13 protein-coding genes are annotated in these 14,752 nt (G+C 44.2%); 8 read left to right on the top strand and 5 right to left on the bottom strand.

Features of this window, described 5'->3' with window-relative positions; translation table 11 throughout:
• The first annotated feature begins 652 nt into the window (after positions 1–652).
• Together DFP81_RS17385 and DFP81_RS17390 are read left to right on the top strand one after the other, a co-directional pair.
• The gene (locus DFP81_RS17385) at positions 653–1,618 is read left to right on the top strand and encodes a transposase (protein WP_115899159.1); all 966 of its coding nucleotides are present in this window, start codon (positions 653–655) and stop codon (positions 1,616–1,618) included.
• A 245-nt stretch (positions 1,619–1,863) separates the two neighbouring features.
• Complete coding sequence (locus DFP81_RS17390) at positions 1,864–2,172, top strand: DUF1840 domain-containing protein (RefSeq protein ID WP_115899160.1); 309 nt, start codon at positions 1,864–1,866, stop codon at positions 2,170–2,172.
• A 411-nt stretch (positions 2,173–2,583) separates the two neighbouring features.
• Here the strand turns inward: DFP81_RS17390 and DFP81_RS17395 are convergent, their stop codons facing one another.
• Positions 2,584–4,077 (bottom strand): hypothetical protein, encoded by a 1,494-nt coding sequence (locus DFP81_RS17395; protein ID WP_115899161.1) that lies wholly within the window; start codon positions 4,075–4,077, stop codon positions 2,584–2,586.
• Between the two features lie 143 nt (positions 4,078–4,220).
• Here DFP81_RS17395 and DFP81_RS17400 point away from each other — a divergent pair, with 143 nt between their 5' ends.
• Positions 4,221–5,240 carry a phosphotransferase gene (locus DFP81_RS17400; protein ID WP_115899162.1) on the top strand — a complete coding sequence of 340 codons (1,020 nt, stop codon included), beginning with the start codon at positions 4,221–4,223 and terminating at the stop codon, positions 5,238–5,240.
• A 29-nt stretch (positions 5,241–5,269) separates the two neighbouring features.
• On the opposite strand, the gene hrpB is transcribed toward DFP81_RS17400, so the two are convergent.
• Positions 5,270–7,786 carry an ATP-dependent helicase HrpB gene (gene hrpB, locus DFP81_RS17405; protein ID WP_115899163.1) on the bottom strand — a complete coding sequence of 839 codons (2,517 nt, stop codon included), beginning with the start codon at positions 7,784–7,786 and terminating at the stop codon, positions 5,270–5,272.
• A 48-nt stretch (positions 7,787–7,834) separates the two neighbouring features.
• Entirely contained in the window at positions 7,835–8,131 is a 297-nt protein-coding gene (locus tag DFP81_RS17410; protein WP_115899164.1) for a 2Fe-2S iron-sulfur cluster-binding protein, read from the bottom strand.
• Between the two features lie 109 nt (positions 8,132–8,240).
• On the opposite strand from DFP81_RS17410, the gene DFP81_RS17415 reads away from it, so the two are divergent.
• From DFP81_RS17415 to DFP81_RS17435, 5 genes are all read left to right on the top strand, one after another.
• On the top strand, positions 8,241–9,128 hold the full coding sequence (locus DFP81_RS17415; RefSeq protein ID WP_115899189.1) for an AEC family transporter: 888 nt from the start codon (positions 8,241–8,243) through the stop codon (positions 9,126–9,128).
• A 44-nt stretch (positions 9,129–9,172) separates the two neighbouring features.
• A complete protein-coding gene (locus DFP81_RS17420) occupies positions 9,173–9,724 on the top strand; it encodes a mechanosensitive ion channel domain-containing protein (RefSeq protein WP_115899165.1) in 552 nt (183 codons plus the stop codon).
• An 83-nt stretch (positions 9,725–9,807) separates the two neighbouring features.
• Entirely contained in the window at positions 9,808–10,083 is a 276-nt protein-coding gene (locus tag DFP81_RS17425; RefSeq protein WP_115899166.1) for a hypothetical protein, read from the top strand.
• 115 nt (positions 10,084–10,198) lie between these two features.
• Complete coding sequence (locus DFP81_RS17430) at positions 10,199–11,026, top strand: ion transporter (RefSeq protein ID WP_115899167.1); 828 nt, start codon at positions 10,199–10,201, stop codon at positions 11,024–11,026.
• Positions 11,027–11,137: 111 nt separating this feature from the next.
• A complete protein-coding gene (locus tag DFP81_RS17435; protein WP_115899168.1) occupies positions 11,138–12,340 on the top strand; it encodes a methyltransferase in 1,203 nt (400 codons plus the stop codon).
• A gap of 357 nt (positions 12,341–12,697) precedes the next feature.
• Here the strand turns inward: DFP81_RS17435 and DFP81_RS17440 are convergent, their stop codons facing one another.
• Together DFP81_RS17440 and DFP81_RS17445 are read right to left on the bottom strand one after the other, a co-directional pair.
• Entirely contained in the window at positions 12,698–13,600 is a 903-nt protein-coding gene (locus DFP81_RS17440) for an EamA family transporter (protein ID WP_115899169.1), read from the bottom strand.
• 116 nt (positions 13,601–13,716) lie between these two features.
• Complete coding sequence (locus tag DFP81_RS17445) at positions 13,717–14,523, bottom strand: helix-turn-helix domain-containing protein (RefSeq protein ID WP_115899170.1); 807 nt, start codon at positions 14,521–14,523, stop codon at positions 13,717–13,719.
• Positions 14,524–14,752 lie beyond the last annotated feature (229 nt).

Here is a 14,752-nt window from a genome sequence, read left to right on the forward strand (position 1 = left end):
ACCGTGTGGGGCTCTTATGAAGAAACGCATGTGAGAGTAGGTCGTTATTAAGGCTCTTTTATCTAGGACAGGCATAGTTAAAATCTAGCAATCATGCGCCTTACAGGCTTTTTGAGATGCAGAGATGGTCTGGTGTAGATTGGATAAGCTTGTGGGCACTTTTATCTAGGACAGGCATAGTTAAAATCTAGCAATCATGCGCCTTACAGGCTTTTTGAGATGCAGAGATGGTCTGGTGTAGATTGGATAAGCTTGCCCCACTAAATACTCTCTTCTATCTAGAAATATATTCAAGACAGGCACCTATAAAAGCTAACGAATACAGTGCCTTAAGTTTTTCATCGAGGTTAATTACGCCAGATGTGCAGGGTCGGCCTCCTTAAACAGTCGTACAGCCTTCAATTAGCCACAACACTTGTCGTTTAAGGACTCTGACCCTCATCGTCACTGACAAGTTTGCTGGCACCTAATGCCCTTGATAGTAGGCCTAGGTACTCTTTTATTTATGACAGGCACAGATAAAAACCACTATTTTATCTAAGACAGGCACAGATAAAAACCAGCAACCACAAGCCTTCAAGGCCTTTTTCGGTTTATTCCCCGTATCTCTTCTATACTTAATGTTTGTTTTCTCAAGGAAGAGGAACGAGTTATGCCAATGCCCCGATGTCAGCAAGTCTGCTTAGACGACACCCCGTATTACCACTGTGTTGCTCGATGTGTGCGGCGCGCATTTTTGTGCGGTGAAGACCCGCAGACCGGCGCCAGTTACGAGCACCGACGAGGCTGGGTCGAACGGCGTTTGTTGTTTCTTGCCAGTGTCTTTTCGATTGATGTGTGTGCTTATGCGGTGATGAGTAATCATCTTCATCTGGTGCTTCATATTGATTCAGAGAGAGTGAAAAATTGGTCTGTCGTTGAGGTGTTGGAACGTTGGCATAAGCTGCATAAAGGCACGACCTTCACTCAACGATACCTCCTTGGGGGCGCACTGCCTGCGTATGTGATTGCGCTAGCAGAAGCCGCTGCAGAAATCTATCGTGAACGTTTAATGGACCTAAGCTGGTTTATGAAAGAGCTCAACGAACCCATCGCTCGGCGAGCCAATTTGGAAGACGAATGCACCGGGCACTTTTGGGAGGGGCGCTTTAAATCCCAGGCATTGCTTGATGAAACAGCGCTGATGGCGTGCATGGCTTATGTGGATTTAAACCCAGTCAGGTCGGGCATCAGCGACAGACCTGAAGACTCGGACTTCACCAGCATCAAGAAGCGTATCGCGGCCGCGAAAAGCTCGAATCAACCGACAATCTTATTTCCATTTGTCGGCAATCCTAGACAGGAAATGCCCAATGGTTTGCCTTTCAAACTGACAGATTATTTGGAGTTGGTCGACCTGACAGGGCGCATAGTAAGAGAAAGTAAGAAAGGCTCGATTGATGCTTCTTTGCTTCCGATCTTACAGCGACTGAATATATCCTCTGAAAACTGGCTTTGTATTGCCACTGAATTTGAAGCGAGAACAGGTAGAGTTGTTGGCCAAGAGTTATCTATTGACCAGTACTGTGACTCCCACCAAAGAAAGCGGCATCGTAAAAGTACTCAGCTGCTCATTTAAGTAAAGTCGTCCATTAGACTGGCGTTTATCAGCTTCTGGCTGAGGCGTCTCTATAGTCAAAAACAGCCAAATAGCCTTGTTATTGATGAATAGTGTGATATTTGAACACAGAATCGCTCTTTTATGGTTTATATTTTGTGATGAGAGTAATGAATGTATTTGGTGGAGCGCTCTATACATTGGTTTTACTGGCTTCATGAAGTGCCTGTCTCAATTGTTCCTTTTACGCTCAAGGAGGTTTCTTTATGTTGATCAAATTTTATAGTGAAGAGTCAGCACCTTTTGTCATGTTTGATAGTGCTGCTAGTCAACTGCTTACCATAATGGGTCATACTGATAGTAGGGAGGGTTCGGTTAGTACTGAGGCACTAGACTCTGCTTTGAACCGCTTAGTTCAAGGTGTTGCTAACGAAGAGGATAAAGTAGCGAGCGCTCACTCGAACGACTGTGATGAGCCGCAAGAAGTCTCGCTATCAGCTCGTGCGGCACCACTGATTGCTATGTTACGTCGGGCCAGTGAAGCTGGCGGTTACGTGATGTGGCGCCCAGACTAACACTAGTACTATGATATATTAATAAGACAGGCATTTAGAAAAGCTAACAAATACAAGGGGTTTGGACTTTGTTTGTTTATCCCTCTCTCTTTAATATCTAATTTTTGTTGGTGTCAGGGAAGAAAGAACGAATGATGCCAATAACAATGCTAGTGCCAAGACGCCAGCAAGTATGATCAGGCATTTTGTCTAGTTTTGAGTGTTTACTTCGACTACCTTGCTCATTTTTTAGAGTGGGGCTTTCGCAGGTGCATTTCTACAATACTGGATTGTTATGCACAAAGCCTAGTAGCACTTTTTTGCTGTTAATAACTTAGGCGCTTATCCACTGCAGCTTGGCTTTATAAGGCAAAAAAATGGCCTCACCTGGGTGAAGCCATTAGGTATAGTTTCTATTGTTCAAAAGAGTGTTTAAGAGGGTTCTTTAGGCACTAGATTGTACTCATCATCTTTTGCATAGATACGCTGCATATAGATGCCGGCAATAGCAAGGAAAACACCTGTTACAGCGCTAATGAAAGCCAGAGAGGAAAACCAAATCAAGGCGACTAATCCAACCATAGATTTTGGTACTTCGATGGCTTGATCTTTATCACTAATATAAGCCGCAAGGCGATAAATTTGGTTAGAGTTAACTAAACGATTAATATCGTGTCGGATAAGACTTTGTTGTTGTTGGATTTCGTAAATGTCATCATCAATGGCTTTAACTTCCACTTGAATTTCGTCATATTGAGAGAGTTGCTTATCTTTTTCCTGTGCGGCTCTAGTGACAGTTGAATTACGGTTTTGGCCTGCCAACTGTAGAACTCTTGCATAACTGTTTTGATAAGCAGAACGTTTTTGTTCAATGTCTTGTACTTTATCTAGAATTTGCTCTTCTAGATAAGCCATGCGTTCACGACCTAGGTCGATGCGCTTTTGGTAATCTCTACCGAGTACTTGCAGTTGGTCTTGCAGCTGCTGTTCGCTTTGAGTTTGTTTCGCCAAGGCATCATCGCCAATGGTGCGATCAGATACGGTATAAAGGCGGTCTTCTTTTTCTGAAATCAATCTGCGATATTTATTCTCAACCTGGGTTCGAGTGAAAAAATTAGCTTCCTCCATTTTGACTCGCATTTCTTCTTTTAGCTGATTTAGCTCTGCTTGAAGTTTAGCTCTATCTTCTTCTGATCCGCTTACATAACTATTGAGAAGTCCTCTTAAGCGTTGCTGTAATACATCCCGCTCTTTGTCCCACGCATCGTATATCTCTCGTTCTTTTTTATTTAATTCAGCTATTTCTGCTTGGTATTGTTGAGTAACTGAGTCTTCTGAGCCCAATTTAGCGATTTGACTATTAACATGCGCCCGTTCTCTTTCTAACGTAATGTAGTATGAGTCATTGGCTTTTCGGATGCTGGTTTGGTAATTCTCGTCGACTTCCATTGGATGGATAATATCGATGTCAGCTTTGCGACGGTTTAAAACATCGACTTTGTCTTGTAGTAACAGAGCTTCATTCTTCCTATCATCAATAATGATGTTGAGTCCTGAGAAGTTGCGTTCGAAGCCGTTGAGCATAGTCTCGAAAGTAATGGTGGCGAGCATGATTAAGCCAACGAAAAATAATAAGCGCCAAGAGCGATGTTTAGCGTACATCATAGCCGTAGCTACGGGGATTTTAGCCGCTTCTACTACCGCGACTAAAACAAATGGCAAAGCAGCGACTAAAATGCTGCTGTAGTCGCCAAAGTGAAGTTCTCGATCTGTTTTATCTAGTTGTGTGTAAACTGAAAAAGAGACGATGATAGAAATTAAGAACCCAATACTGACCGCTAGGATTTCAACAACCCAAGCGAATTTGACGAGTCTTACACCGATATTAAAAAGTTCTCTATTTGAAAGCTTGTTATGGGGTTCCATGTAAAATTATCCAGACAGACTAGGTTAAATGACAATCGCTAACTTTTTCTCGAAAGTAATGCGCTCAGTATTTTCGTACCATATTATGACAATCCATAAGAAAATCGTCAGAAACTTGCATATTATTAGCACAGAGCATACCAATGATCCCAGATATTTTTATTAAGAGGCAGTTAAATGCCCAACATGTTAGCTATTTAACCAGAATACAATCGCTGTGGAGTGGCTATGGAGAAATTGCAAAATATCAGGTTAACAGTGGTGAGCAAACGAAAACTGTCATTTTGAAGCATATAAAAATACCCGATTCTGTTACTCATATACGTGGCTGGCATTCTGAATTAGCGCATCAAAGAAAGGTAAAGTCGTACCATGTAGAGGCTGCATGGTACCAACATTGGGCAAGTCGTTGTTCTGATGAATGTCGCGTAGCTGATTGTTATGGTGTGTATTTTAGCGAGGAAACGGGGAATCAATATTTATTGCTGGAAGATTTGGATGAAGCGGGTTTAGCAAATCGTCATACTCAACTGGCGGTAGAAGATTGCTTGGTATGCCTTAATTGGCTTGCTTATTTTCATGGGAGTTTTTTGCATCCGGTGGGTCAGCAGAGCCTTCCTGAGTCAGACTGGCCACAAGGATTATGGCCGACAGGGACTTATTGGCATTTGGCCACGCGCCAAGATGAATGGCGGGCTATGGAAGACGGCCTTTTAAAACAAAAGGCTAATGCTATAAGTGAGTGCTTACTAAAAAGCAATTATCGCACTTTAGTTCATGGCGATGCCAAAGTCGCCAATTTTTGCTTCTCAGAAGATGGACGGCAAGTTGCAGCGGTGGATTTTCAATACGTTGGAATGGGGATAGGCGTGCAAGATGTGGCCTATTTTTTAGGCAGTGCGCTATCTGAAGAAGACCTAAATACGGCTTTGCCGTATTTATTAGAGCATTATTTTGCTGAGCTAGCACAAGCTATCGTGGCTCGAGGCGAGTCGCAAGACCTTGCGACTGCAGTCCTTGAGGAGTGGCAGTCGTTATTTACTCTAGCATGGGCTGACTTTCATCGTTTTATTGCAGGCTGGTGTCCTGATCATAAGAAAAACAACGCATTTAGTCGGGCTATTACCGCGCAGGCTCTGGCAGAACTGACCGCCGAATATTAGTTCTACTTGATCATTCGAAGTTGCTTATATTACTGGCCTAAAGCACGTTTCGTTTTTGCCGTCGCCTGTGCACTCATTGGATCATCAGGCCAGGGATGCTTAGGATAGCGGCCGCGCATTTCTTTCTTCACTTCAGGGTAAGCTTCACGCCAGAAAAAAGGCAAGTCGAGCGTAACGGCTAACGGTCGCTTCGCGGGGGATAGCAGCTCTAATTTGAGGCTTTGCCCAAGCACAGTCGGAGAACGGCTCATACCAAATACTTCTTGTAGCTTCACGCTTAAGGTGGGCGGCTGTTTACTATAATCGATAGTGTGCTGATTTCCAGAAGCGACGGATAATTTTTCTGGCACCATATCAGCGAGTCGTCTCTGCAGCGCCCAAGGGAGACTGTCGAGTAATATTTGTTTCAAAGCGAGTTTATTTAAGGCCGCTTGAGTGGTGATGCCTTCAAGATAAGGTCCGAGCCAATCATCGAGATTTGCCAGCAACCCGGTATCGCTCATATCAGGCCACTGCTCCTGTTTATCGTACTGAGCAGCAAATTGCAGACGTGCTTTCAATTGCAGGCTGTCATTATCCCAAGGCAGTGAGTCTAACCCGGCCTTGCGTATCTGAATGAGCATGGCGTCACGAATCTGTTCTGGCTTAAGCTGACTAGCTTTTTTACGCTGGATACAAAGTTTACCAATCCAATTTTGCAGCTCACTAATCAAACGGCCTTCTTGTTTCGACCACTCCAAATGATCTCGTGCTAAAAATAGATGCGGTAACAGGGTTTTTGAGAGGGCTATATCAAGTGGTTGCGACAGAAAGATCCGATCTGCTTCTTGACCTTGATGGCCACCGATATCGAGGGCAACAAGCCAATCAGATTGTGCATTGGTGTCGTATTTATCTAAGGTCGCGATACGACCATTCGCGAGTTTGAAGCGGACTTTGTCGGCTTGTTGGTCAAGGCGCATGCCGATGCGATCAGCAAAAGCGCCGGCTAACAATAAACCTAATATAGAAGAATCTGGTACTGAGATGGCCGTACTGTTTAGGGGCAGTTTTTGACTGCGTGTTAGCCATTGCTTATAAGACTGTTGATAAATAGCTCTAGGACGTCGAGTCGCGGCTGAAATAGCGTGATTCAACCATTCTAAGCGATTCGAAAAGTCACTCGATTGCTGAGTAAAAGGGTCGCCTTCGGATAGCAGGGCACAGGCTTGGCAAGCCACTTCACTTTGCTGCCAGCGTTTACCTAAAATAAGCAGCTGCGCCAAGCGAGGGTCTAAACCAAGTTTTGCCATATTCTGCCCGTGTGCTGTCAGTTCGAATCTGTCTCCCTCTAGCGCATTAAGTGAGCGCAGTAAATCGACGGATTGTTGCCAATGGCTTTCTGGCGGTGGCGTCACCCAATCTAACTCCAAGCGCTCTTGTGCTCCCCATTTTGCTACTTCTAGGGTTAATGGGCTGAGATCGACACATTCTATTTGAGGTTGCGCCTGCGGTGCCAAGCGCGATTGTTGCTCTTCGCTCCACCAACGGATACAGATGCCGGCTTCGGTGCGCCCCGCACGGCCCATTCTTTGTGTGGTTTCGGCTTGTGTCGCACGGCGAGTATGTAAGCGAGTGGTGGCAGTGTTCGCATCAAAGCGGGCCTCCCGACTCAAACCGCTGTCGATCACAATACGGATACCGTCAATGGTCAAACTGGTTTGGGCAATGGCGGTGGCTAACACTATCTTTCGCTCAGGTGCTATGGCAGGTTGAATCACAGCCTCCTGCTCTTTTAGACTTAGCTCGCCGTAGAGGGGACGAATTTTAGCTTCTGGATCACTGCCTAAACGTTGCTGTAACTGAGTGGCCGCTTGGCGGATTTCTTTCTGACCCGGTAGAAAAACCAATATGCTGCCGGTGTGTTCACGATAGGCCTGATAGGTCAGGCGCACGACTTCGTCCACTACCTCGGTGGTTTTTAAGGACTTATTAGCATAATGGGTTTCGATTGGAAAACCACGACCATGGCTGGTCAGAGTGGGGCAGCCTAAGCGTGATTCTAATAAAGCCGTGTCTAGAGTCGCCGACATGACGAGCAGTTTTAGAGGGTCATCATCACGATACAGCTCGCGAGCTTGCAAACATAAAGCAAAAGCCAAATCAGAATGAAGGTTTCGCTCATGAAATTCATCAAAAATCACCAGAGCGATATTATCTAAGCTTGGATCATCTTGCAGCATACGTGTTAATACACCTTCGGTGACCACCAGTAGCTGTGTGTCGTTACTTTCCTTACCCTCGTGCCGAATACGATAGCCGACACGTTTACCTAATGGTTCCTGCAATGAATCAGCAAGTCGTTTGGCGGCTGTTTTCGCCGCCAAACGCCGAGGTTCTAGCATCAAAATTTGACGCCCTTGTCGCCACGCTTCATTCATCAACTCTAGAGGTACTACCGTGGTTTTACCTGCGCCGGGTGCGGCTTCTAAAATGGCTTCATGGGACTGATTCAGTTGCGCTTTTAACGTTGGGATTAAATCGTATATGGGCAGAGAAGAGGACATAACAAGGCTCGTAAAATGACTCATCTCATGATACTTGTTTTTTGTCTGTTATCGAACCTTCACTTTGGGCTCTGCGATGGTTATGTCTGACTGGCAACGAGCAATACAAGGTAAGAAGTAGCCCTGAGCTAATTCTTTTTGGTTTAAGCCCCTTGGCTGCTGTTGCCCATAGTCGACTTCACCACTGAGTAATGGCGTTAAACAAACACCACATACGCCATTAGTGCAGGCGTGTTTAATGGGAATTTCATGCCTTATAAGCACCTGTAGAACGGTTTCATCTTGGGAGATCGATAAGTTCTGTGACGTGCTAGGGAAGGCAAGATGAATTTGTCTATTTTTCATTTTTACTTATCCTTTATAACCCATGGTTTATTATTAGTCGTTGCCTTAAATATTGGTGTTTCTCGCTAACAAAGGTAAGCTAGTGGCCTTTCAAATCGTGAGTTGGCATATGGACACGTCAGAACTATTCCTACAGATTCTAAATACCGTTTTTCCGTTAGTCAGTATAGTGTTAGTTGGATTTTTATACGCTCGTATACGGCCAACGGACATGACAGTGGCTAACCGATTAAATATGAGTGTGTTTATTCCTGCTCTCATATTTTCAGTGATGGCTGCCAAAGAGTTCCATATTGCACAATATCAAGGTCTTATTGTTGCCGCTGCCTGTGTTGTGTTGGGCTCAGGGTTATTGGTATGGCCTCTGTGCCGATGGTTGGGTGTGTCGGCTAAAACTCTCGTGCCGCCGATGATGTTTAATAACAGTGGTAATTTAGGCATTCCTTTATTAGTTCTTGCATTTGGCGAGAAAGCCTTACCGATCGCAGTGGTGCTGTTTCTCACTGAAAACTTACTGCATTTCACCGTTGGCATGTATTTATTAGACCCAAAAACCAAGCTGACTAATATTCTAAAAATGCCCATGATCATTGCCACCATTTTAGGCTTGATTTGGAGTCTACAAGGCTGGACTTTAGTCCCTGCCATTAGTGTTTCGGTTGATATGCTTGGGCAAATATCTATTCCCCTGATGCTGTTTGCACTTGGAGTGCGAATGACAGAAGTCGATTTAAGCCACTGGAAGCTAGGTGTGATTAGTGGCCTGTTATGCCCTTTAAGTGGGGTGATCATCGCGTTTATTTGGCAGCTAATGGTAGGGTTATCGGCAGAAAACTTTGCCTACTTATTAGTCTTCGCGTGTTTGCCGCCTGCAGTGCTGAACTACATGGTCGCCGAGATTTATCAGCAAGAACCTCATAAAGTTGCTTCTATGGTGTTAATTGGTAATTTAATGAGTCTAGCAATTGTGCCATGTGTGCTGTTTTATGCATTATAGCGATGTTATTCCGTTTAACATGACAAAGAGATAAAGAGAAAACCATGATTCTACAAATTGGATTAGTCATCCTGCTTATTATTGGCTTTGTGATTATTAGTCGCATAATTAACAATAGTATTGTTTTGTTCGGTAAGAAAAAAGCCGTTGCAGATGTGCGTGTTAGTTATGTGATTAAGATGCTGCAGTTGGGGCTAATTGCCATTGGCGTATTATTAACTTGTTTGATACTTGGTGTCGGCTATGGGCAGTTAGAAGTGTTCTTTTCATCTGTCTTTGCTGTGGTTGGTATTGCTTTATTTGCCCAGTGGTCAATTCTCAGTAATATTACCGCGAGTTTGATTATATTCTTTGGCTTCCCCTACCATGTGGGTGACTGGGTAAAAGTGGTGGATAAGGATGAAGAGATTTTAGGGCAAATCATCGATATCTCAAGCTTCCATGTCATTATCCAAAGGTTATCTGGTGACGTCGTTACTTACCCAAATAGTTTGATCTTACAGAAGCCTGTGATTCGCTTTGCGGATGAAAAAGCGGCGCGCCATATGAGTCAATATATGGAAAAATTAACGGATCAGCAAGACACTCAGTCCTGAACAAAAATCAACCAATGTTTTTGGTTGTACCGAGTTTTGTGTCATAATTGATCTCTCTGATCCATCATATTAGAGAGTAGGCTATGCAATCTGATCCCAAAGCGTTGTTAAAGAAGAACGATGAGCTAATTCAATCTGATGTGCTTAAAGTGAAATCCCATGTCCAGCGCGCTCAAGATGATTGGGTTTTGCATACCTTAATGATTGAGGGCTACGATGTGCCTTTTCGTTTTAAACGTCAGGGCAAGTACCGTACGTTACGTGGTGCGCGCGTTAATCTCACCTATTATCCCACTCAAGAAATGGTGGCTGGTATACCTGTCGAAATCATGAAAGTGGTTCGAGTTAAACGGAGCTAGTGCTTTTTTAGCTAACGCAATAAAACGATTATTTTCTTCTGGTATGATGAACTTCGCAACGGCTTGACGGTCTTTCATGTCGAGTTATTTTGAGTTTATTTAGGTAGAGAAGTTAATGGAAATGAGTCGTTCAGGAAATGCCTTCGCGCTGGTAAAGCGGGTAGAAAAAAGCGTTTGGTTCCAAGGTTTTATCATCAGCATCATCATTATTGCTGCGCTCACCGTAGGCGCCAAAACCTACTCTTTACCTTCTGGGGTGGAGCTGGCGATTAACTACCTGGACACCTTCATAACAGTCTTCTTTTTAGTGGAAATTAGCCTCAGATTTTTGGCGTGTGATGACAAATGGCGCTTCTTCAAAGACCCTTGGAATATTTTTGATACCGTGATCGTGATCGGCAGCCTAGTGCCCATGTCAGATACAGATATGGTGCTGGTGGCGCGCTTACTTCGAGTTTTTCGTGTTTTACGTTTGGTTTCTATTATTCCTGACTTACGCTTTTTGATTAATGCCTTGATCAAAGCGATCCCGAAAATGGGCTACATTGCTCTGCTGATGTTTATTATCTTCTATATCTTTGCCGCAGTAGGTTCGATCTTCTTCGAGCATATTAACGACAAGTTATGGGGCGATATTGCCATTTCTATGCTGACTTTATTCAGGGTTGCGACGTTCGAAGATTGGACAGACGTCATGTATGAAACCATGGATGTGTATCCATTAAGTTGGATTTTCTACGTGGTGTTTATCTTTTTGACCGCGTTCGTTTTCTTGAACATGATGGTAGGTGTCGTACTGGATGTAATGACACGTGAAACCGCCGAGAAAGAACATGATGCCCAAGAAAATAACCACCAAGCTCTAGTGACACAAATTAGTGAGCTGCAACAACAGGTGGCACGTTTAGCGGATAAAATAGAGGCACAAGACAAACAGAAATAATCAGTGAGAGGCGCCTATCTAGGTTGAGCTTTGCTATGACAATAGGCAAAATAGCGCGCCTCTGGCACCCTGAGAAACAGGTCGTGCTCGCTTCCCTTGAGACTATCTAAAATGGCGCTCCAAGACGATTTTATACAGCTTGATAGATGGTTGAAAAAGCATCAAGCACTGTGGCAATTCGATTCCTTCGCACAATTAGCCATCCCATGGGAAGGCGCGTACCCTGAGCTCGCTCAATATTTGCAACGGGTGGACTTCACCCAGTTAGACAATGTCGACTTCTATCATGCCGTTTATTTGATGGAGCCGAGCTTAATCACGCCATTAGATTGGCAAGATAACCAACGGTTAAACGCCCCTCAAAAAAGCATCCCATCTCGACGTGTACCAAGCTATTTTTCGACCGGTATCAAAGGCAGAAAATGGGCACAAATAGACGCTTTCGTTCGTCAGACACCTCTGGCCAAAAATTATCTTGAGTGGTGCGCAGGCAAAGGGCATTTAGGCAAATTGCTTGCCTATCAAAGTGGCCACCCGGTGCACAGTATAGAGTGGCAAAAAACACTCTGTGAGGCTGGAGTAAAAGAATCCCAGCGGTTGCAATTAGAGCAAAAGTTTAGCCAGGTTGATGTATTAAAAGACGCAGGAGTTGATGCCCTAAGTAACACGGATTGTGTAGTGGCACTGCACGCCTGTGGTGATTTACACCGGCGTTTACTGAAGCAAGCGACGGCGGCAAAAGTGGGCCAATTGTGCCTTTCTCCTTGTTGTTATCACCTAACCTCAGACGCTGTTTATCAGCCATTATCACAGCTCGCTACCAGTTCTCTACTGAGCTTACGCAAAGCGGATTTAAAATTGGCTGTGAAAGAGGTCGCCACTGCTGGAGAAAGAGAAAAACGGCTTAGAAAATTAGAGCTGACTTATCGCCTAGGCTTTGATTTATGGCAACGCGAAGTGCGTTGCAAAGATGAATATCTTCCTTTGCCTTCAGTACAAAAGTCGCTGTTAACACAAGGCTTTGACCGCTTTTGTGAATGGGCAGCAGACCAGAAAGGGCTAAGCGAAGCCTTAACTCAAACGCCTATTGCTGACTTTGAAAACGGTGGAGAGCAACGCTATCAAGAGGTGCAAAAAATTGAAGCGATTAGTCAGTTATTCCGTCCTGCCCTAGAGTACTGGTTGATACTGGATCGCGCACTTTTCCTTGAAGAACAAGGCTATCAAGTAGAAATAGGCCGTTTCTGTAACAAAGAGCTAACGCCTAGAAACTGGTTTATTAGGGCTCAAAAAGACACCCCCGAGTGTATCTAATAAAGGCTTCAAGCCAGCTGTTGTTTTGTGTTGGCTCGAAAATTTCCCCTAGCCGGCGTCTCACCAATAATCGCCGTACAATACAGAGTCAAACTAGCCAGCTCACTGACTGGAGTAATCCTTTTCCCGGCGGCCAGCTCGCGTGCCGTTTCTGATAAATCGAACCCTATTACAGAGAAGGAATGATTCACCAACCGGTCTGCTATCTTGTGTCATATTTTGCCATTATCGCAACATTTAATAACAGAGGCAGGAAGCTAAGCAGAATAGTTTGGGTTGAGTTTATTGAAAGGACTTAGGAAAGAGAGCAATCAGTGAAGCCCAATGATTGAGCTTCACTTTCTCGTTTTGTGCTGGCTATAGCACTTCTTGTGCTTTGCGTTTACGTGCCAGTAGGCGCCCACCTAAGGTGTTGAGTATTAGTCCTAACAAGACAACCAAGATGCCAACCCATTGCATTGGGCTTATGTATTCTGATAGCAAAATAGCCGAAGAGGTGAGACCAACCACGGGCACTCCTAGGGTTAATGGCGCAATCGTAGCAGCGGGATAGCGCGACATTAGGTAACTCCATAACCCATAGCCTGCGACAGTCGCAAAGACGGATAAGTAGGCTAAGGTTGCCATGGTTCCCCAGTTAATGGCGTATAGGCTCTGTTCCATGGCATCGGGTCCATCGATAAACCATGAACAGATAAAAAATGGTAAAGGTGGAATCCAGCAGCTCCAAATGACCAAATTGACGTTGGCGTGATAGCCTTTCTTACTGATGACCTTGGTGCTGATATTACCTAATGCCCAACAAGTAGCAGCGACTAAGGTTAAGCCAAAACCAATCAAGGTCATGCTGGAGTTGTCATTTTCAAGGGCGATGGTCGCCAGACCACCGGCGGCAATAGCAATGGCAATAACTTGATAAGGACGAACGCTTTCCTTTAAGAATACAACCGCAAATAACAGAGTAAAAATAGCTTGTGACTGCAGAACTAAGGAGGCCAAACCGGCAGGCATACCAAACTCCATCGCGGAAAATAAGAAAGCGAACTGCCCGAAACTAAGTGGTAGGGCATATAAAAACCACCATTTAAGCGGCGTCTTTGGGCGTTTGAAAAAGAGTGATCCAATAACAGCGACCATCAAAAAGCGTAATCCACCTAACATCATAGGAGGAAGGTCATCTAACCCCCAGCGTATCACAACGAAGTTGAGCCCCCACGCGATAATAATAGTGAGAGCGATCAACAAATCCCTAGGTGTCATTGAAAATTCCTTGTCCTTAAGATGGCTTGAATCGTTAGCTTACGTTGTTTACCGACAAGCGCCAATGTGCAGATTAGAAAAGAGTGCAGAATACAGGTTGGGAGTGAGTCGAAATGCTAAGATTTTGCCCTAAACTGCCAATGGTCATTGCTTCCTTTATTGTTAATCATGTCGACAATGTGCTCGCCAATTTCTCTATCTTGGGGCTCATAGAGCCGACATTTTGTGAGTGTTTTACGCAAATCGATATTAGTGCCTAGGTATTCCATTAGTATCCTTGAACTGCATGGCATGCGTTCGTCACTGGCAGAGACACCCATGCGCAAACCGTGTAGCCAATGAACGCGATTTTTAAAGGTAGGATAGAGAATGGTCTGGGTTATTTCATTAACCGTAAGAGATTCATAGTCCATCATAAAGATGCGATCAGATAAGTAATACGCCATGCCAAGATATTTACAGTGGCAAACTTCATTGTTTGCTTGCCCAGTTAAACGCTCGGTACGTTGATAGACGACTGTATCACCTTGTTTTGTTAGGCAAACTAAGGATTTTAATATTTTTCCTTGGTTCCCCATCGAATAATAATATTCAAAGTAATACCCCAAATATTTATCAAGATGGGAACCTGAACGCTCTTCTAGTTGCTTAAAGTGAGCCTGTTTAGTGTCACCTTGCTGCGTTATTTGCCTTGGGTTGGATTCAACCAGTTGCTGAAATTGTTGATGAGGAAGGTGCAGTTCATGTTCCGCAATATCAAAGAACTCACAAATACGTCTTAGTGTATTGGCGGCTGGCCGATGCCGACCGCTTAAATAACGATTGAATTGAGAGCGACTAATACCCAACCGTTGAGACACTTCGCTAATGGATTTGTAATAGCTGCATAGCAATCTGAGATTCAGGGCAACATCTTCGTTCATGAGTTTTAGCCTAATAAAACAACGATCAATAAGCATAACAGGGTAATTATGCTTTGATAAAGACGCAGTTTGGTGTGATTTATGAGACAAAATGAGCCAATTTAGGCTGGGTTGTCAAATGTCGTGGCTTGTCCCCATTTGCTCTACTTAAAAACAATGAACGCCAGAGTACGGGCTTTAGCACGTAATCATAGTGGTCATTAACATTATAAATAAGAGCAAATACAAA

The organism is Marinomonas pollencensis (assembly GCF_003387375.1).
GTDB lineage: Bacteria > Pseudomonadota > Gammaproteobacteria > Pseudomonadales > Marinomonadaceae > Marinomonas > Marinomonas pollencensis.

What these genes read in the sequence shown, in the direction of transcription:
- DFP81_RS17385 (WP_115899159.1), top strand. Translation starts at nt 653, where the DNA reads ATGCCAATGCCCCGATGTCAGCAAGTCTGCTTAGACGACACCCCGTAT.
- DFP81_RS17390 (WP_115899160.1), top strand. Translation starts at nt 1,864, where the DNA reads ATGTTGATCAAATTTTATAGTGAAGAGTCAGCACCTTTTGTCATGTTT.
- DFP81_RS17395 (WP_115899161.1), bottom strand. Translation starts at nt 4,077, where the DNA reads ATGGAACCCCATAACAAGCTTTCAAATAGAGAACTTTTTAATATCGGT.
- DFP81_RS17400 (WP_115899162.1), top strand. Translation starts at nt 4,221, where the DNA reads ATGATCCCAGATATTTTTATTAAGAGGCAGTTAAATGCCCAACATGTT.
- hrpB (WP_115899163.1), bottom strand. Translation starts at nt 7,786, where the DNA reads ATGTCCTCTTCTCTGCCCATATACGATTTAATCCCAACGTTAAAAGCG.
- DFP81_RS17410 (WP_115899164.1), bottom strand. Translation starts at nt 8,131, where the DNA reads ATGAAAAATAGACAAATTCATCTTGCCTTCCCTAGCACGTCACAGAAC.
- DFP81_RS17415 (WP_115899189.1), top strand. Translation starts at nt 8,241, where the DNA reads ATGGACACGTCAGAACTATTCCTACAGATTCTAAATACCGTTTTTCCG.
- DFP81_RS17420 (WP_115899165.1), top strand. Translation starts at nt 9,173, where the DNA reads ATGATTCTACAAATTGGATTAGTCATCCTGCTTATTATTGGCTTTGTG.
- DFP81_RS17425 (WP_115899166.1), top strand. Translation starts at nt 9,808, where the DNA reads ATGCAATCTGATCCCAAAGCGTTGTTAAAGAAGAACGATGAGCTAATT.
- DFP81_RS17430 (WP_115899167.1), top strand. Translation starts at nt 10,199, where the DNA reads ATGGAAATGAGTCGTTCAGGAAATGCCTTCGCGCTGGTAAAGCGGGTA.
- DFP81_RS17435 (WP_115899168.1), top strand. Translation starts at nt 11,138, where the DNA reads ATGGCGCTCCAAGACGATTTTATACAGCTTGATAGATGGTTGAAAAAG.
- DFP81_RS17440 (WP_115899169.1), bottom strand. Translation starts at nt 13,600, where the DNA reads ATGACACCTAGGGATTTGTTGATCGCTCTCACTATTATTATCGCGTGG.
- DFP81_RS17445 (WP_115899170.1), bottom strand. Translation starts at nt 14,523, where the DNA reads ATGAACGAAGATGTTGCCCTGAATCTCAGATTGCTATGCAGCTATTAC.